Raw genomic sequence first — 17,937 nt, 5'->3', positions numbered from 1 at the left:
GCTGACGGCGTTCGTTGCTGCGACCCGGCGAACCTGCTCCAGGCAGACCTGGCAACGGGCGGCTGGGCCTCCCCGGTCCGGCCGCTGATGCCCCGGCCGTGCGGAAGCAGCAGCGTCAGGCCCGGTCCCTTCGCCCTCGTAGTGGGGCGTGGTGCCGTTGACGTCAAGACTGGGCACGTGGTTCCCCTCTGCCTCGTGGGCCCTTGCGGGCCGCACTCGGCGAGCGGACGGGCGCAGTGTGCAGACACAAGGTGCGAGGGGGCCGACTGCCGCTATTGGATGTTCAGCAGGTGGGGGTGTGTCGGATCGAGGGGGCAGCTGAAGATCCGCAGTGCGCCCCATCGGCCAGGAGTCAGTCCGGTTGGCTCGCACGCGCTCACGTGGTTTGCCTCGGAATCCTCCACGGGGCGCCAGCTCTTCGAGCCACCGTCCCATTCGCCGCTGTCGAAGCTGAGCAGCAGGTCCATCGAGGCTCCGCACCGGCAGTTGACGGGCGCCGGATCGGTCAGATGCCAGGATGCCCAGCCTCCGGCCTTGCAGCCGGGGGCGATGGACAGGTCGTCCTGATAATTGAAATCAGTCTCTTCCAGCCACCACTCGTCCTGCTCGTCAAGGCGCTCGCACAGCGCGTCGGGCAGCAGATCCGAGTACTGATACTCGGTCACCTGCTCAGGGTGCAGCATGCACGGGGTGGGCAGGTAGGAGTCGTGTGTCTCCCGGGGCTGCGGCGGCGCGATGCCGGACGCGGAGGAGACGTCGGACACGCGCCGCCAGACGAGGTGTACCGACGGGCCTCCGTAAAAGCGGGGCTGGCCGGGCAGATCCTGGTGAGTGGTGGGGCACCACAGCACTTGGAGGAGGTCGGTCCCTGCGGGGAAGCGAATGGTCGGGACATCGCGCGCGTGCAACTGGGCCACGGCCACCAGAGGGTTCGGCTCCTCATGCGCCTCGGACTCGTACCAATGAGTGGTGTAGCGGAGGAGGTCGATGGATGCGCCGCGGCGGCCGGATGCTTCGCCGAGCAGAGCCAACTCCTCCGGGCTGCGCCGCCCGCCGCGGGCCGCCCCCTGCTGCGCCTCCCGCTCGGCCTGCGCCTGCCTCAACGCGGTGACGAGCGCGGGGGCTATCGGCTCACTGCGCTGCACCATACGGGGCGCGGTACACATGGGCCACGGCTCGCCGGCGGGCCAGAGCAGCGGACCGCCGATCGAGCTGTCGGCCGCTTCCGGAGCGCCGGGCCTCGGATGCAGCCGTGTCGTCTCCCTGGCATGGGATGCCAGTTCGGGCAGTACTGCGGTGACGTCTATGGGGCGTGGTGGTGTCGTACGGGGCAACGTACTGCTCTCCCAAGGGCTGCTGTGCTGTGGGGCTGTCTGCTCGCCCTCATCGCTGATGAGGGCCCGCGCCGCAGTCACCGACCGGGGCCGACGATAGCCGTGCGCACACCATACGGCCGTCGTTTCACCGTACGGTCGCCTTCTTCGTCCCGCTCATGCGCGCGTGACGTCGGTCCCGACCGTGCCGGCCGGGGCTGGTTTCAGGCCCGGCACTCGTGGAGTTGGTCGGCGAGCGCGAGGTCGGGCCAGGCCAAGGCGTCTGCTTCGGCAGTGGGTTCAGCTGTGAGCCCTTGGACAGCGACGGTCAGGGACCGGGAGAGCGTTCCCGCGTGAGCGTAGAAGGTTTCCATGGTCCAGCAGTCGGTGGTGCACGTGTTCCGGCGTCCCAGGAGCCGCAGGGCCCGTAGGAGCATCAGGGAGGTCAGGGGCTCAAGATCCCGGCGCGGGGACGATGGGGGGATGTGGTGGCTCGGGCCGGCATCGCCGGCGTCCAGATCGGCTGCCTGGCGGGCCCAGTGCCGCGCGTGACGCAGTTCGCCGCGGGTGAGGTGCAGCAGGTAAAGACATTCAGCAGAGGCGGACTTGCCGGCGCCGGCGGCGAACTGCCACAGAAACTCGGCCTCCTCGTCGCGGCCGGCCAGGTGCAGCAGACAGGCGAAGGCCATGGAACTGTCGGGGTCGATCTGGTGTGTCGTGGCCAGGCTGGCGATGTGCCGTGCGGCATGGGGGCCGCGGACCGTCCAGGTGGACAGGGCCCGAAGCTGGCGGGCTGCCCGCTCCCGGCGGGCCGCCGAAGCGGGGCGTCCGGGCGCGCCGAAAGGCGGTTGGCGAATGGCGGGGTGGGGGTAGCCGCCCCAGGCAGAGCCGTGCCGCACCGCGTCGGTGAAGTCCTCCTCCAGCCGGCGGCGAGATGCCCTTTCCGTCTCTTCCCCGAAGTCGTCGTCGGGAAAGGCACGGGCATCGTGCAGGAGGTCGTCCAGGGTGCGCGGGGGCTGCTGCATGGGGCGGTACTCCTCAGTCCTCGTTGTGTTCGGTGTCGGGGTCCAGGCCCAGTTCGCGAGCTATTCGGTTGCGGGCATGGAGGCGGTGGGAGCGCACCGTGGCTTCGGAAATTCCCATGATGCCGGCGGTTTTGGCCGTGCTGCAGTCGAGGACGTAGTGCAGCACCATCACGTCGAACTGCCGTCCGGGCAGGCGGGCGATTGCGGGATAGAGTCCGACGCTGCTCTCCATGGCGGCGAACTCGTCCCGTGCGTCCTCCAGCACCGCGCGGGCGACTCGCTGGAACACGGCCGTCTCCGCCATGGCGGAGTCCCGGCCCTGGGCGATGAGAACGTCGTCGACGGTCTCTTTGAGATGCGCCCAGGCGCTGGCGGCGGGAGAGGCCTCCTCCATCAGCCGCGTCCAGCCCTGCAGGAGGCTGAGGAAGACCGCGTGGACGACCCGTCCGGCGAGCCGCTCCTCACCGAGATGGAGTTCCGCGTATTTGCGGTAGGCCCCATTGAAGCGACCATGGAAGGCCCAGAAGGCCAGAGGGATCCGCTGCGGTGCATGCACGCCTGGGCTCGGCGCCGTCCAGTCGGTCTTCCTGTTCTCGGTCACGCGTCCTCCCCCTCGCCGGTCGGGAGGGGCAGAGACATCTCCATGCGCAGACGGGGCGGGCTGTCGGCGCGTCGGTGATCGGCCAGCGAAGCGGCCCCCACCCGGACGCCCACCGCGAGTCCCCGCCTTGCCAGACGCACCGCATCGGGGGCGAAGACGCGCACAGCGGTGGCTATCACCAGCGCGCCGATGAGCAGATTGGACAAGGTGATTCCTTCCGTTCGTCGGCACTGAGCCCAGCCCCCGTGAGCCCAACTAAGTGGTGTGCCGGAGGACTTCGCTGCCCTCAAGGAACAGCTAAGCGGTCCGGAGTGGCAAACGTGGAGGTCGCCTCGGAGGAATTTCGACCGATCGTGACGGCTGAGCTTCCGAAGACGCCCACCCCACACCCCCTACCGACCGGTAGACACACAGCGAACGTTCAGACACGCACTGCTACCAGGGCTTTTCCGGAATCGCCGACTCACCTACCTTCGGAGCCACGGGAGCGGGCCGCACGTGAGTGATGTACGTCACACACACGCGGGGGGGGGAGGCCGAGGCGTGGGCTCCGCCCCGCGCGGAGGACCACCCGGCGCCACACGGCGCCCACGACCGAGGGAGCCGAAGCTCCACCGACCGCCGAAAGATCACACATGACTCGCCCACGGCAAAGCTCTTCGAGTCGCTCGGCGACCGGCCGAACGCCGTTCGCGGTGACGCAGCTGTCGAGGTCAGCCCGCCGGGCGCAACATCGCTCGGATCATCGCGCTCGCCCCGTACTCCGCCGCGCACTCTCGCCGTTCCCCCTGGGCACGGGCCGGCACCCGGGTGGGGGCGGATGTCGCCGTCGAGCGTGACGGTATTCCAGACGGTATGCCACGGGTGCGGCGCCGCCGGCTCGCCCGTGAGCTGGTCGAGACCCTCTCAGACGGTTCCCCGCGGCCCTGCCCGGCCGCCCGGCGAGGTGAAGGGGCCGTCCTGTACGGGCCCGCCGAGAGCCTCATCGGTGGGCTCTGCGGCAGTTCGGCTCGGCGACGCCGACGCCGGCCTCGAACCGCCCGTCGCGTAGCCGGCAGAGCGCAGTACACCACCGGCCGGTGACTCGCCGCCCTCGCCCGGCGCCGCGTCACAGGTGCTGGACCGGCTCACCGTGCGCGCCACGTGCCGGGACGAGCGGCAGAAGACGCTGCGACGACGTCGGAGGCCGGTGAGATCCTTGGATCAGGAGCCCCTGACGCGATCTGGAAGCCCCAGCGCACCCAACACGTCAGGCGCTGCCTCTCACAGACGACGGTGTAGTGCACATGGATAACTCCGACAGCACAGGTGCAGCCGGCCGCAGCCCGGAGCCGACGGACGAGTGGTGGCATGCGAACCCGTCGATGCTGGAGCGGATCCTCGCCCTGTCACCGGCAGGTATGGCCGTGCTGGACCGGGATCTGCGCTTCGTCTGGGTCAACGAGGCTTTGGAGCGCCTCGGGGGCGTCCCCCGTGACCAGCGGTGGGGCAAGCACCTGCGGGACGTGCTGCCCCTCTTGGATCTCAGGCTGGATGCCGAGGGGATCGAGTCGCGTACGCGGGAGGTGCTCGATACCGGTCAGCCCCTGGTCGATCACCTGCTGCGCGGCGGCACGAAGGCACACCCACATCGGCCGCACGCATACTCGCTGTCCGTTTTCCGGCTCCACGACGGCGCGAACCGGGTGCTGGGCGTGTCCTTCATCGTCCTGGACATCACTGATCGTTGGCGGGCCCGGGAACGGCTCGCTTTGCTGAACGAGGTCGGAGCACAGACCGGCAGCACATTGGACGTCATGCACACCGCGCAGACCCTGGCCGACATCAGCGTGCCGCGGCTGGCCGACTTCGTCGCCGTCGACCTCCTGGAATCGGTGATACGCGGCGACACACCGCGTCCCGGGGCCCACCTCGATCCGCCGCAGCTGCGCCGTGCGGGCCAGCAGTCGATCCACGCAGGCTGTCCCGAGTCGGTCGCGGCGACCGGACAGGCCGTCGACTTCCATCCCCACTCACCCGAAATGCAGTGCATGCAGGACGGGCGCTCCCGTCTGGAAGCCATGCCGGGTGCCTCAACCAGCAGCTGGTTCGCAACAGACCCGGCGCGAACCGCGAAAATCCAGGAGTTCGGCTTCTGCTCCCTGATACTCGTCCCGATCCGCGCCCTCGGTGATGTTCTGGGTGTCGTCAGATTCATCCGCTGGCAGCTGCGCGACCCCTTCGAGCAGGACGACCTGCTCCTCGCGGAAGAGGTCGTGGCTCGCGCGGCGGTGAGCATCGACAACGCCCGCCGCTACACCCGGCAGCACAGCACCGCGCTGGCCCTGCAGCGCAGCCTGCTCCCGCGCAGTCTCACCGGCGGCAGCACTCTCGATGTCGCCTGGCGCTATGTGCCCGCCCATGCCTCCGATGGCGCGGGCGGCGACTGGTGCGACGTGATACCCCTGTCCGGGGCCCGGGTGGCCCTGGTCGTCGGAGACGTCGTGGGCCACGGGATCGACGCCGCAGCCACCATGGGACGGCTTCGCACCACCGTTCGCACCCTGGCGGACATGGACCTGCCCCCGGACGAGTTGCTGGCCCACCTCGACGACCTGGTACTGCGCCTGATCGACGAGGAACAGACCGCCGACCCGTCACTGGCCCCCGCCGCGCTCGGCGCCACCTGCCTGTACGTCGTCTACGACCCGGCCACCCGCACGTGCACCATGTCCCGCGCCGGCCACCCCCCTGCCGCAGTCATCACCCCGGACGGCTCGGTGACCTTCCCCGACCTGCCCGCCGGGCCTCCGCTTGGCCTGGGCGCCCTGCCCTTCGAATCCGCCGAATGCGAAATCGTCGACGGCAGCATCCTCGCCCTGTACACCGACGGCCTGATAGAAACCCGCGACCAGGACATAGACCTGGGCCTTACCCGGCTGCGTACGGCACTGGCCTCCCCCCAGGTGCGGCTCGACGCACTCTGCGGAACCGTCCTGAACGACGTGCTCACCGGCGGTCCCGACGACGACGTCGCACTGCTCCTCGCCCGCACCCACGCCCTTGGCGAGGATCAAGTGGCCACCTGGGAGCTGACCGCCCACCCGTCGGTCGTCGCGGACGCCCGCTCCCTCACAGCCGACCGCCTCACCGCCTGGGGACTGGACAGCCTGATCTTCACCTTCGAGCTGATCGTCAGCGAGCTCGTCACCAACGCCATCCGCTACGGCAACGGACACCTCCGGTTGCGCCTGATCCGGCAGGATGCGCTCATCTGTGAAGTCTCCGACGCCAGCAGCAGCTCACCACGCATGCGCCACGCACGGACCACCGACGAGGACGGCCGCGGCCTTTTCCTCGTAGCGCAGCTGGCCCGCCGCTGGGGTACCCGATACACGGCCGACGGCAAGATCGTCTGGGCAGAGGAACACCTCCCGGCGAACGGCGCTCAGCATCGGGCAACCTGACGTCGTACCGAACACCGATCACCGATCACCGATCACCCGTCACGGGTCACCGGCCACCTACCGCCGTCGCGGGCCGATGCCGGGGCTACCCGCAGATCCACGTCCAGTTCCCTCGCCGGGCTCGGACCGCTGCTCCAGCACCGCCACTCGGTCTGCGGAAAAAGAGCACGCGTACACGTAGCAGATGCCCAGTTTCACGACGGCCACGTCCCGTGCGCCGGGCGGCATCAGGCCGGTGCCAACAGCGCGTCACGTCTCTCGGCCGCCGCGGTGAGCATGTCGAACCGCGCGGCGACCAGCTCGGGAGCGAGCCGGAACGGGCCTTGCGCCGTCGGTGGCTTCGCTCCGTCAACCACCGAGCGCACCATCGGGCCGAGCGACACGAGCGGCATGAGCGACACGAGCGATATGAGCGGCACGCCGACACGCGCCGGCAGAGCCGGCAGAACCGGCAGAACCGGCAACGCCGCGAACTCCTCGTATCGCCCAACGCGTGGTGGGGATTACCCCAGCACCCGGTCGGCCCACGGATGCGGTCCGTACGCCTGGGTGACGGCGTGGACGAGCCAGTGTCGCTGGATTTCGGTGAGCGTGGGCAGGACTGCGTCCAGATCCGCTTCGTCCTTGGGCCGCGGCTCCGCGGCCTTGTAGAAGAGTTGCACCTCCGGTGCAAGGTAGGGGATTCCGTCGGCGGAGATCAGGCCGAGCGTGTCGATCGGACGACGTACTCGCGGATCACGGCGTGACACCCACTCCTGGTCTTGGGCTTCGTCGAGCATGATCTGAATGCGCCAGGGTCCGTCTGGCGCCGGCTGGCACCAGATGTCATGGACGCTCTCAGGAAGCACTTCGCCAGCTGCCCACGGACGCAGGCTCCCCGGTGGATCGGCGGCCCACCACTGCCAGTCCGGCAGAGTCTGTTGCACGGCGAGCTGGTCGCGCCGCAGGAGCAGGATGTCGATGTCGCCGTGATCTCGGATGCGGTGGCCCACCGCGAGTTCGATGGCGAAGCCACCCGCCACCCACCAGGGGCTCTTCAGGTCACAGAACCGGTCGGCAACTTCGGCAAGGGGCGCGGGGTCCCATCTGTTCAAGGGGGTGTGCTCGTAGGTCATGTCGTCCATCCTGTTCCGAAAGCTGCCTCGCTGTGCTGAGGGCCTGCAGGAGTCAGGTGCTCGAACGGAGCGGCCACGCTCTTCTCGACGGCGGCGACCTCGCCGAGCCATCCCTGGTCCTCGCTTCCTTGCTTCCTTGCTGCCTTGCTTCCTTCAGGCGTTCGAGGAGGCTGTCGTGGATCTCCTCAAGCCGGCATCCGGCCGGCGTCGAGCCGGAGTTGAGGACATCAGACACCTACGTGTTCATGGACACAGGGGGTGCCGTAGTCGCGGGTCGCCTGAACTGCGCGTCGATCGGCGCGCTCCAGGCCGGACGCGAGCGCACCTGCAGCGTCCCCCAGATGTACCCGGCGCAGCTCTCCGCGGGGCCGCTGCGTGGTGATCTGGACGGCCGGCCGTCCCCGGCAGAGGGACAGCGGGCACCGCCCGGCGACGGGGCAGAGGGACGAGTCGCCCGCGCAGATCTGCTGCACAGCTGGGATGAGTGCGGCCAGCCTTGTCCGGCACCGGAGTTCGCGTAGGCCGGCGCCCGAGGACCATCAATGTGGCGCCGACCGGCTACGGGCCTCCGATCACGGAGATGTGCTGGATGGAGAAGGCTGCTGTGTAGCCCGCGCCGCCTTCCGCGCTCGCCCACGCGACCGAGGCCAGAGCACTGTACGGGGCGATATGACGGTAAGGCAGGCCCACAATGCCGGCCAGGTGCGGGGCAAGGGTCCGCATCACCGGCACAAAACGAAAGATCAGGAGGGTTTGGCCGGCGCGCTTGTTCATGAGGTTCTCGGCTCGCTGCCACGCCGAGGCAGGAATGCGGCGGCCGAGCTTCCCGGTGCGTAGGCGATTACCCAGCAGGTGACCGGTTCGATGGCCAAGCGCGTCCCCGATCACGACAGCGCCGGCGGCGACTGCGATGACCGAGGGCAGATTCATGCTGCCGGTACGGGCCAAGGCTCCCGCGGTGAGCATGAGAGGGAGAGTGGGGATGATGGCGCCCACCAGCAAAATGGATTCCGCAATGATTGCCGTGGCCAGCACCGTGTAGGCGGTGGCAGGCGGAATCTGACTGAGCAGACCGGCGAAGGTATTCATCGCGATATGGGCGGCTGGACGGTCAACACACCGGAGGGATTGACAGCATCGATGGGTCGGCGCAGTTGCCACACCTTCGCGGGTGGCAGATTTCCCCACACGGTCCAACAGCCGGTCGCGTACTGGTGGTGATACCGGTTCAACAGTTCTTTGACGCCCTGTTGACGGCGGGCCTCCGGACGGGAGGTCAGAAAGGCGCGGACCCAGCGACTGCCACGATAGGAAAAATAGGTGAGAGTTCCCCCGGGGCGTAGCAAATGGAAGTAGTGACCCATGATGTCCTCGACCTGCCGGGGGGAGAAGTTGGTGAACGGCAGGCCAGAGACGATCACGTCGTAGCGGCGGTCGGTGGTGAGCTGTTCGACACATACGTTATGGACACGCACTTGCTCCTGCCTCTCCGGCAGGTTCGGGTGGCCGCGAACCAGGCGTCGCAGGTGTGCGGCAAAATGGGCGTTAGCTTCTACGATGTCTAAGCGACTTCCCCGGGACATCCGGGGAATCAGGACTCGTGTGACCGAACCGGTCCCCGCTCCCACTTCCAGGACGTTCGAGATCCGAGGCGCTTGTTTCAGCAACGGGTCGGCCAGCAGGTTGGCCAGCGACTTACTACTGGGGGCGATGGAACCGACCGTGCGATGATTCCGTACCGATTCAGCCAAGAAGGTCCATCCTTCGGTCGCACGCTGAGACCGGGCACGGCTGTGAGGGGCGTTTTCATTCATTAGCAAAAGAACTACCTGAGAGGAAGTAGAGCGGCCGTGTGCATCAAACCGCCAATGGTGGTCAAGGAGATCGGGTCTTGAAGCCAGGGGGAATCTTGATCGGCGAAATCTTTCGTCTTCACCTGGCCTTCAGGAGGCGGGTCTTGGTGCATGCTCAGTCGGGAATTGGAAGGCGGAGGGTAGGCAACGGCCGACTACGAGCTCCCGCAACACCGGCCGTGGTTCCGTGTCGTGGTCAGTGCAACCAGGGCGCGAGGACGTAGAGGTCGGCCATGGCGCCGGCGGTGTTCTCGCGGTGGGTTGAGGGGGTTCCGAGGAAGCGCTCGACACCCGGAACGGCTGCCGTGGGGGGCATGCGAACTCCTGGAAATTGGCGGGGGATTCGACGTCCCCATCCTCGAATGCACTGGTGAGTCCCGTCCTCCCCCGCAAGGACCCAAAGTCGGCCTGTCCTGAAGTGCCACCACTGGCCCCGGCGTCATCCTCTGGACGGACGGCCGCCCGCCCTGGGACCTACGGGTTCCTTTGGATCAGCTGGTCGTCGGTCTGGGTGTGCCGTTGGCCGATGCGCAGTGGGCGCGGATCGAGCCGCTGCTTCCTCACCGGGTGCCGAAGCGGGATGGCCGCCGGTAGCGGGAGCAGCGCGAGGTCATCGCTGCGATCGCCTGGAAGTCCGGACCGACCGCAGCGCGTCCATCCGCCGGGGACGTACGGCAACTGACGGGGCGTTCATCACCGGCGGCGCGTATGGCCCGTCGACGGACGTGGGAGCGCCGCCCCGCCCTCGCCGGCCTGATGGCCCGCGTGTGCGTCCCCAAATGATCCGGGGCTGTGGGGTGGGGTAGCTCGGCCGAAGTTGTGGGACGTCGACGACGAGCTGTGGGCGATGCCCGCTGCGCCGAGGAGGACAACCGCACCACTGCCCCCGAGCCGGAGGGTGCCCAGGAAGGGCCGTACCGGCTCACCCCGCACTGTGTGATCGGAGCCGGTGGAAGGTAAATGCGTCGACAGCGCCCCTCGGCACCCGGCAAAGTGGCCGCCCGTGACGAGCAGTGAGCTGTGGACCCGTGCGACCGCCGACCGCTACGACGCCGAGGAGACCGAAACGTCCTCGGCTGCCGTTCTCGGACCGACTCTCGCCTTCCTCGCCGAGCTCGCCGGAGATGGCCGGGCACTGGAGTTCGCCATCGGGACCGGACGAGTGGGCGTCCCGCTCCGGGAACGCGGCGTGCCGGTAGTGGGCATCGAACTGTCCGAGCACATGGCAGCGGTGCTACGGCGCAAGATCGACGAGGGCGCGCTTCCGGTAGCCATCGGGGACATGGCCACCACCGTCGTCCCCGGCGGGTTCACCCTGGTCTATCTCGTCTACAACACCATCACAAACCTGCTCACGCAGGACGAGCAGGTCGAGTGCTTCCGCAACGCCGCACGTCATCTGGAGCCCGGCGGCCGATTCGTCATCGAGCTGGGCGTGCCACCGCTGCGGTTCCTTCCGCCCGGCCAGGTCGCGGTGCCGTTCGACGTCTCCGAGCAGCATCTCGGCTTCGACACCTTCGACCTGGCCGAGCAGATTCTCGTCTCGCACCACTTCACCCGCGACGGCGACGACGGCCGCTACCGTCGCAGCAACTCCCGGCACCGGTATGCCTGGCCGGCAGAGCTCGACCTGATGGCACGGATCGCTGGGCTCGAGCTGGAACGTCGCGTCGCGGACTGGGACGGGGCGCCGTTCACCCAGGACTCCGCGAAGCACATCTCCGTGTGGCGCAAGCCGACCTGAACTCGGCCACCGGGCTGGCAAGGTGAGCCGTGCCCGTCCTGAAACTCCTGTCGGGAGTTCAGACGCAGCAGGTCATGCCCGAGCCGAAGCTTCCTGCGGCAGCTGTTCCCGGGCGATCCCGGTGTGCAGGACCAACAGGAGGCCGTGGAGCACCAGCCGGTCCGGATGCCGATTTCGCCCGGGATGCCGGGGCCGACGCTTCACCTTCGGTAGCAGCCGCTCGATCACCGCCCACCGCTCGTCGTCGAGTTCCCACAGCTTCGGCCGAGCCACCGCACACCCCCGGGTCATCCGTTGCGGAGTGGTCCAACCACCTTGAAGATCATTTCGCTAGGGGTCCCAAGAGAAGACCGCGAGCGTCTACCTGGCCCGACTCCCCCTCGCAGGCATCTTTGACTGGTCTGCTCAATGATCCACACGAGCCTGCCCAGCTCGGCGGTGTGGCGCGCTGGGCCCACTTCGGTGCCCAGGTCCCGCTGTCCGGGCGGCCGGGGTATGCGGAAGTGAGGTGGTGGCGCAGTGCGGTGAGGGCGGGATGCGGGTTGTCGGTGCGCCAGATCAGTGAGTGCGGGTAGACCGGTGTCGGGTCGTGCAGGGGAATGAGCCGCAAGTCGTGGCCGGCAGGCCAGACCAGCGGAGTCCGCTCACTGACGAAGGTGGCCAGCGTCGAGGAGTCCGCGATCGTGTCGAGGAGGTGCTCGATGCCGAAGTTGGGGCCGATCGAGTCGATGGTGAGACCGAACGTGGCGGCGAGCTCGTCATAGTAGGCGGCCCACTCGGTGCCGGGCATGTTGCCGGGCATCCAGATCCGGCGCCCGGCGAGCTGGGCGGGCGCGATAGCCCGGGCGGCGGCGAACTCGTGAGCCGGTCCGGCGAACAGGAGCAGCGGTTCGTCGAAGACCGGGGTGGCCTCGATTCCGTCAGGGAGCTGCCGGCCCGGCATGGTCACGGCGCGGAAGGTCGCGTCGATCATCCCGTCCCGGACGGCGGCGATGGCCGTGTCGGAGTCGAACAGGGTCACGATATCGAGATCGGTCTCGGGATACGCACGGTGGAAGTCGCGCAGCAGACCCGCCACCGAGACCCGGCGGCCGATCACGTCGACGCGCAACGCCCGGCGCCCTGGCCGCACGGAAGCGGCTGCCCGTTCCTCGGCCTGGAGGAGAGTCCGGGCGTAAGGCAGGAACGCCTGCCCGTCGATGGACAGCCGGGCTCCACGGGCCGTACGGCTGAACAGCTGCACACCGAGGTCCTTTTCCAGCACGGCGATGCGCTTGGAGACGGCCTGCGGGGTGATCGACAAGGTAGCGGCGGCTTCTTGGAATTGTCCCGCGTCCACGGCGGTGACGAAGGTGCGCACAGCGATGAGGTCCACGCCGATCATTCTAGGCAGACAACCAATCGTTGAGTCCGGTCGGTGAAGTAGTTGTTTGATTCCGCCACTCCTCGCTCGCTTTGATGTCTCTGATCAACGTGTGGTTTCGCAAACGCCGCAACGGGAGGCGTGCTGCCCGGTAGCCGGATGGCTGCCGGGCCTGCACTTCAAGGGATCGGACTGATCGCGCGCACGGGCGGTTCGCCCCCTTGGCCGCCCCGCCGGCGCGACCACACCACGACGGGTCGAGCCATCCCACCATCTGCCGATGCGTGCGGTCGGCCACCGACAAGGCCACCATCGCGTCTCGGGCCGGGATGGGGCTCCCTACTCACCCCGGAGGCGACCCACACGTGCCGGATTCCTTCGTCCACCTGCACAATCACACCGAATACTCCATGCTGGACGGCGCACAGAAGGTGAAGCCGATGTTCACCGAGGTGGCCCGGCAGGGGATGCCCGCCATCGCCATGAGCGACCACGGCAACATGTTCGGCGCCTACGAGTTCGCGCAGGTCGCGAAGGGCTTCGAGGGGATCAGGCCGATCATCGGCATCGAGGCATACGTGGCGCCTTCCTCTCGTTTCGTCCGGAAGCAGGAGTTCTGGGGGCCGGGAGGCCGTCGCGCCACGAGCACGGACGGTGAGGGGTCGAAGGATGTCTCCGGTGGCGGCCGCTTCACTCACATGACCATGTGGGCGCGGAACGCCCAGGGCCTGCGGAACCTGCTCTGGCTCAGTACGCAGGCCAGCTATGAGGGTCAGTTCCCTGCCGGAAAGCCGCGCATGGACCGGGAGTTGATCGCGCAGCGGCCGGACGGAGTCATCGCCACCACCGGCTGCCCCTCCGGCGAGGTCCAGACCCGTCTGCGGCTGAACCAGTATGACGAGGCGAAGGCTGCGGCCGCGGCCTACCAGGAGATCTTCGGCCGCGAGAACTATTTCCTGGAACTGATGGACCACGGCCTGGACATCGAACGTGAGGTCCGTGCGGGCCTGCTGCGTCTGGCCGAGGAACTGCACATCCCCCTCCTGGCCACCAATGACGCGCACTACGTCACCGCGGACCAGGCCGACGCCCACGACAGCCTGCTGTGCATCGGTGTCGGCAAGAACAAGGACGACCCGGGCCGCTTCCGTTTCCACGGCTCCGGCTACTATCTCAAGAGCGCCGCCGAGATGCGCAGCCTGTTCTCGGAGCTTCCGGAGGCCTGCGACAACACCCTGCTGATCGCCGAGCGCATCGAGTCCTATGACGAGGTCTTCGACTACGTCGACGAGATGCCGCAGTTCCCGGACGTCCCGGAAGGCGAAACGCAGGAGTCGTGGCTGCGCAAGGAAACCCTCGAGGGTCTGGTGATGCGCTATGGGAACCCGGTCCCCCGGCACATCGTGGACCGCTTCGAGACCGAGATGTCGGTCATCGGCCCCATGGGCTTCAGCTCCTACTTCCTCGTTGTGGCGGACATCTGCCGCCATGCCCGGGAGAACAAGATCCCGCTCGGCCCCGGCCGGGGTTCGGCCACCGGCTCCCTCGTCGCCTACGCCACCCGCATCACGGAGCTGTGCCCCCTGGAGCACGGCCTGCTGTTCGAACGGTTCCTCAACCCCGAGCGCATCAACCCGCCCGACGTGGACCTCGATTTCGACGACCGCCAGCGCGACCGGATGGTCCGCTACGTCACCGAGAAGTACGGCGAGGAGTACACCGCCATGGTGAACACGTTCGGCAAGATCAAGGCCAAGAACGCGATCAAGGACTCCTCGCGCATCCTCGGCTACCCCTATGCGCATGGCGAGCGGATCACCAAGGCACTCCCGCCGGACCAGAACGGCAAGTCCGCCCCGCTGGCTGCCGTCTTCGACCCGTCCCACGAGCGGTACGGCGAGGCCGGCGAGATCCGGCAGATGTACGACAACGAGCAGGAGGTGAAGCGGGTCATCGATACCGCCCGCGGGGTGGAGGGCCTCACCCGTGGCACCGGCGTGCACGCCGCGGCGGTCATCCTTTCCAAGACGAAGCTCACCGACCGCATCCCGCTGCACATGCGTGCCTCGGACGGCGTGAAGATCACCGGCTTCGACTACCCGTCCTGCGAAGACATGGGTCTGATCAAGATGGACTTCCTGGGGCTGCGGAACCTGGGTGTCATCGACCAGGCGATCGAGAACATCCGCGAGAACCGGGGCGTCAGCCTGGCCACCGTAGATCCCCTGGACGGCGACCCGTCCACCCTCGTGATCCCTCTGGACGACACCAAGACGTACCGGCTGCTGGCCGACGGCAACACGTTCGGTGTCTTCCAACTCGACGGTGGCGGTATGCGCGTGCTGCTGAAGCAGATGGAACCCACCCGGTTCGAGGACATCGCGGCGGTCAACGCTCTCTACCGGCCGGGCCCCATGGCGGCCAACGCGCACACCCACTACGCGCACCGGAAGACCGGCCGCCAGGAGATCACCCCGATCCACCCCGAGCTGCGCGGCGCCCTGGAGCCGATCCTCGGCAACACCTTCCATCTGCTCGTCTACCAGGAGCAGATCATGGCCATCGCCCGGGAACTGGCCGGGTACACCCTCGGCGGCGCCGACCTGCTGCGCCGCGCGATGGGCAAGAAGAAACCGGAGGTACTGGCCGCGGAGTGGGACAAGTTCCACGACGGCATGCGGGGCAACGGGTACAGCGAGGAAGCCATCACGGCCCTGTGGGACGTCATGCTGCCGTTCTCCGGCTACGCCTTCAACAAGTCCCACACCGCCGGCTACGGACTCGTCTCGTACTGGACCGCCTACCTCAAGGCCAACTACCCGGCCGAGTACATGGCCGCCCTGCTCACCTCGGTCGGCGATGACAAGGACAAGGCCGCGATCTACCTCGCCGACGCCCGCAAGAACGGCGTCCGGGTCCTCCAGCCCGACGTGAACGAGTCCGTCGCCGAGTTCACCGCCGTCGGTGACGACGTACGGTTCGGGCTGCGGTCCGTGCGCAACGTCGGCGACCACGTCATCGAGGCCATCGTCGAGGCCCGCCGCCGGAAAGGGAAATTCACTTCGTTCTCCGACTTCCTCGACAAGGCCGATCTGCCCGCACTCAACAAACGAGCTGTGGAGTCCCTGATCAAGGCCGGCACCTTCGACTCCCTGGAGCATTCCCGCAAGGGCCTCACCGCCATCCACGAGGACGCCATCGACGCGATCATCCCCGTGAAAAAAGCGGCAAGCTTCGGACAGGACGATCTCTTCGCCGGTCTGGGGAGCGGTGAAGGAAGCGGCGCACCGGCCTTCGGCCTCGACTTCCCCGTCGACGACACAGAGTGGCCCCGCAGACAGCTCCTGGCTACCGAACGCGAGATGCTCGGCCTCTACGTCTCCGCCCACCCCCTGGACGGCGCCGAGCACATCCTCTCCGGCGCCCGGGACTGCTCCATCGCCGAACTTCTCGCCTCCGGCCGCACCACCGGGGAGGTGCGGCTCTCGGGGCTGATCACCGGCATCCAGCTCAAGGTGACCAAACAGGGCAACGCCTGGGCCATCGTGCACCTCGCGGACCGTGATGCCGGCATCGAGGTGCTCTTCTTCCCCGCCGCCTACCAGCTCGTACAGCACGCGCTGGCCGAAGACAACGTCATCTCCGTCCAGGGCAAGTTGGAGGACCGGGACGGAACCGTGAACGTCTTCGGCAGAGAACTCGCGGTACTGGACGTGTCCTCTGCCGAGCGCGGCGGGAAACCCCCCGTGCGGCTTGCCCTCCCCGCCCACCGGATCACCGAACAGTCCGTCAGGGAACTGCAGCGCATCCTTGCGGACCACCCGGGCGACAGCCCGGTCCACCTCAGCGTCCGCGGCGCACTCAAGACGACCGTGTACGCCCTGCAGGCCACGGTGGACCCCACGACCATCGCATCCGAGGTGAAGGGCACGTTCGGAGCTGACGCGTGGGCGGGCCTGGGCGTCTGATGCCGGGGCCGGTCCCCGGCATCAGACGCCCAGGCCCTGGCCCCTTTCTCCCTCCCCATTCACCTTTCCCCCTCCCCTTTCCCCCTCCCCATTCCCCTTGCCGATTCGCGGCTGCACCCGACTGCCTGTCGACGAGGAAGTGCACCGTCTCCACGGCCGGTGCTCCTCAGCCCTCGTCTGCGTCGTCCGCCGGGCGGGGAAGCAGCGGGAACAGCCGGGTGATGAGGGCGACCGGCCGGGCGTCCTCGGGCCGGGCCAGAGGTCGGTGGTCGCGGTCCCGATAGGGGGCAAGTGCCCCTCGGATCACGGCTGCCATCCGGCGCATCTCCTCGGGTGTCAGATAAGCGACGGCGCTGAACGCTTCGTCACGGCGCCACTCGGCCGGCGCCTCCTCTCGTTGGTCGAGCCAGTGCTGCCAGCTCTCGTCCTCCAGACCGCGGGCGAGGTCGCCGAAATCGTCCGTGGACGGATCGGACGCGGCAGCGGGCCGACGCAGCCGCCACGGACGTGCGCGGCCTCCCCTATGAGGGGCTTCTTCGATGTGTCCGTGGCGGGCGAGCTGCCGCAGGTGGAAGGAGCAGAGCCCGGAGCTATAGCCCAGGCGGGCGGCCGCTTCGGTCGCCGTGACGGCGCCGACCTCGGCAAGGAGGTCGAGCAGGGCTGTACGGACCTCGTGTTCGCGCAGTCCCGTGCCGGCCGTGGGGGGCTGGTCGGCCGGGCGGTCGACGTCATCTTCAGTCACTTTGCAAAGTCTGCTACTTTGCAAAGGACTTTGCAACTGGCTGTGCTCCGCCAGGACTTCGGGCCGCCGATGCGGCCTTGGCCCCGCACGAAGGAAGAACCACGATGCCCATTCCTCACGATCAACCTCGCGCCACCGACCGGCGAGTCCGTGTTCAGGGCGAGCCGGTCGACTCCTGGCCGGCTCTGCCTCCGGAAGCCGAGCGGGGCTCGGTACGCCGGATCACGGTGGTGGGCGAGGAAATCCTCAACCGTCCATGCCGTGAGGTGACCGAGTTCGGTACCGCCGAGCTGTCGGCGCTGGTCGACGACATGTTCCTGACCATGTGGGTGGCCGATGGTGCCGGCCTGGCTGCCAATCAGGTCGGTGTCGACCTGAGGCTGTTCGTGTACGACTGCCCGGACGACTACGGCATCCGGCATGTCGGCCACCTCGTCAACCCCGTTCTCGACCAGCCCGACGCGGGCCACCGCCGGCTCATCGACGACTTCGAAGGGTGCCTGTCGGTGCCGGGTGCTGCCATGGCGGTCCCACGGACCGATCGTGCCGTCGTGCGTGGCTTCGACAAGGACGGCGCTCCCCTCGTGATCGAGGGAACGGGCTATTTCGCCCGGTGCCTGCAGCACGAGACCGATCACCTCCTCGGGCACACCTATCTCGACCGACTCTCCAAACGGGACCGCCGCGACGCACTACGGCAGATGGACGACCGCTGCGCGGACGTCCTCGCCCAACGCCAGGTCAAAGCCGCCGGCCTGGGCCGGTGA

Annotated in this window: 15 protein-coding genes; 4 read left to right on the top strand and 11 right to left on the bottom strand. The window is 68.0% G+C overall.

Translation table 11 applies throughout. The annotated features are described in order from the left end of the window. Positions 1–272 precede the first annotated feature (272 nt). The 4 genes from ACF088_RS09650 to ACF088_RS09635 form a co-directional block, all read right to left on the bottom strand. Positions 273–1,148 carry a hypothetical protein gene (locus tag ACF088_RS09650; protein ID WP_392374874.1) on the bottom strand — a complete coding sequence of 292 codons (876 nt, stop codon included), beginning with the start codon at positions 1,146–1,148 and terminating at the stop codon, positions 273–275. Positions 1,149–1,537: 389 nt separating this feature from the next. Beyond that, a complete protein-coding gene (locus tag ACF088_RS09645; RefSeq protein ID WP_392374873.1) occupies positions 1,538–2,338 on the bottom strand; it encodes a hypothetical protein in 801 nt (266 codons plus the stop codon). Between the two features lie 13 nt (positions 2,339–2,351). After that, positions 2,352–2,939 (bottom strand): sigma-70 family RNA polymerase sigma factor, encoded by a 588-nt coding sequence (locus tag ACF088_RS09640; RefSeq protein WP_392374872.1) that lies wholly within the window; start codon positions 2,937–2,939, stop codon positions 2,352–2,354. After that, positions 2,936–3,145: a hypothetical protein gene (locus ACF088_RS09635; RefSeq protein ID WP_392374871.1), complete on the bottom strand. Its 210-nt coding sequence runs from the start codon at positions 3,143–3,145 to the stop codon at positions 2,936–2,938. The genes ACF088_RS09640 and ACF088_RS09635 overlap by 4 nt, the downstream gene beginning before the upstream one ends. A gap of 1,080 nt (positions 3,146–4,225) precedes the next feature. Between ACF088_RS09635 and ACF088_RS09630 the strand changes: the two genes are divergently transcribed. Then, complete coding sequence (locus tag ACF088_RS09630; protein WP_392374870.1) at positions 4,226–6,385, top strand: SpoIIE family protein phosphatase; 2,160 nt, start codon at positions 4,226–4,228, stop codon at positions 6,383–6,385. Positions 6,386–6,612: 227 nt separating this feature from the next. Here ACF088_RS09630 and ACF088_RS09625 read toward each other — a convergent pair whose 3' ends face one another. The 4 genes from ACF088_RS09625 to ACF088_RS09610 all read right to left on the bottom strand — a co-directional run bounded on the left by ACF088_RS09625 (position 6,613) and on the right by ACF088_RS09610 (position 9,251). Beyond that, positions 6,613–6,849, bottom strand: a complete 237-nt coding sequence (locus ACF088_RS09625; protein ID WP_392374869.1) for a hypothetical protein — start codon at positions 6,847–6,849, stop codon at positions 6,613–6,615. Between the two features lie 39 nt (positions 6,850–6,888). Further along, positions 6,889–7,500, bottom strand: a complete 612-nt coding sequence (locus tag ACF088_RS09620; RefSeq protein ID WP_392374867.1) for a nucleotidyltransferase domain-containing protein — start codon at positions 7,498–7,500, stop codon at positions 6,889–6,891. Positions 7,501–8,058: 558 nt separating this feature from the next. Beyond that, positions 8,059–8,589 (bottom strand): DedA family protein, encoded by a 531-nt coding sequence (locus tag ACF088_RS09615; RefSeq protein ID WP_392374866.1) that lies wholly within the window; start codon positions 8,587–8,589, stop codon positions 8,059–8,061. Then, complete coding sequence (locus ACF088_RS09610; RefSeq protein ID WP_392374864.1) at positions 8,586–9,251, bottom strand: class I SAM-dependent methyltransferase; 666 nt, start codon at positions 9,249–9,251, stop codon at positions 8,586–8,588. The genes ACF088_RS09615 and ACF088_RS09610 overlap by 4 nt, the downstream gene beginning before the upstream one ends. A gap of 1,105 nt (positions 9,252–10,356) precedes the next feature. Between ACF088_RS09610 and ACF088_RS09605 the strand changes: the two genes are divergently transcribed. Then, positions 10,357–11,097 carry a class I SAM-dependent DNA methyltransferase gene (locus tag ACF088_RS09605; RefSeq protein ID WP_392374863.1) on the top strand — a complete coding sequence of 247 codons (741 nt, stop codon included), beginning with the start codon at positions 10,357–10,359 and terminating at the stop codon, positions 11,095–11,097. Between the two features lie 72 nt (positions 11,098–11,169). Here ACF088_RS09605 and ACF088_RS09600 read toward each other — a convergent pair whose 3' ends face one another. After that, the gene (locus ACF088_RS09600) at positions 11,170–11,370 is read right to left on the bottom strand and encodes a transposase (protein WP_392374861.1); all 201 of its coding nucleotides are present in this window, start codon (positions 11,368–11,370) and stop codon (positions 11,170–11,172) included. Between the two features lie 49 nt (positions 11,371–11,419). Beyond that, entirely contained in the window at positions 11,420–12,472 is a 1,053-nt protein-coding gene (locus tag ACF088_RS09595; protein WP_392374859.1) for a LysR family transcriptional regulator, read from the bottom strand. Between the two features lie 353 nt (positions 12,473–12,825). Here ACF088_RS09595 and dnaE point away from each other — a divergent pair, with 353 nt between their 5' ends. Continuing rightward, a complete protein-coding gene (gene dnaE / locus ACF088_RS09590; protein ID WP_392374857.1) occupies positions 12,826–16,428 on the top strand; it encodes a DNA polymerase III subunit alpha in 3,603 nt (1,200 codons plus the stop codon). Between the two features lie 166 nt (positions 16,429–16,594). Here dnaE and ACF088_RS09585 read toward each other — a convergent pair whose 3' ends face one another. Beyond that, a complete protein-coding gene (locus ACF088_RS09585) occupies positions 16,595–17,170 on the bottom strand; it encodes a helix-turn-helix domain-containing protein (RefSeq protein ID WP_392374856.1) in 576 nt (191 codons plus the stop codon). Between the two features lie 104 nt (positions 17,171–17,274). On the opposite strand from ACF088_RS09585, the gene def reads away from it, so the two are divergent. Further along, positions 17,275–17,937: a peptide deformylase gene (gene def / locus ACF088_RS09580; RefSeq protein ID WP_392374854.1), complete on the top strand. Its 663-nt coding sequence runs from the start codon at positions 17,275–17,277 to the stop codon at positions 17,935–17,937.

This window comes from Streptomyces sp. NPDC015125 (assembly GCF_043080045.1).
Lineage (GTDB): Bacteria > Actinomycetota > Actinomycetes > Streptomycetales > Streptomycetaceae > Streptomyces.
The sequence above is the reverse complement of the archived record's forward strand: the minus strand, read 5'-3'. Positions and strand labels throughout refer to the sequence as shown.

Coding starts and splice junctions, on each gene's coding strand:
- ACF088_RS09650 (WP_392374874.1), bottom strand. CDS start 1,148: ATGGTGCAGCGCAGTGAGCCGATAGCCCCCGCGCTCGTCACCGCGTTG.
- ACF088_RS09645 (WP_392374873.1), bottom strand. CDS start 2,338: ATGCAGCAGCCCCCGCGCACCCTGGACGACCTCCTGCACGATGCCCGT.
- ACF088_RS09630 (WP_392374870.1), top strand. CDS start 4,226: ATGGATAACTCCGACAGCACAGGTGCAGCCGGCCGCAGCCCGGAGCCG.
- ACF088_RS09620 (WP_392374867.1), bottom strand. CDS start 7,500: ATGACCTACGAGCACACCCCCTTGAACAGATGGGACCCCGCGCCCCTT.
- ACF088_RS09615 (WP_392374866.1), bottom strand. CDS start 8,589: ATGAATACCTTCGCCGGTCTGCTCAGTCAGATTCCGCCTGCCACCGCC.
- def (WP_392374854.1), top strand. CDS start 17,275: ATGCCCATTCCTCACGATCAACCTCGCGCCACCGACCGGCGAGTCCGT.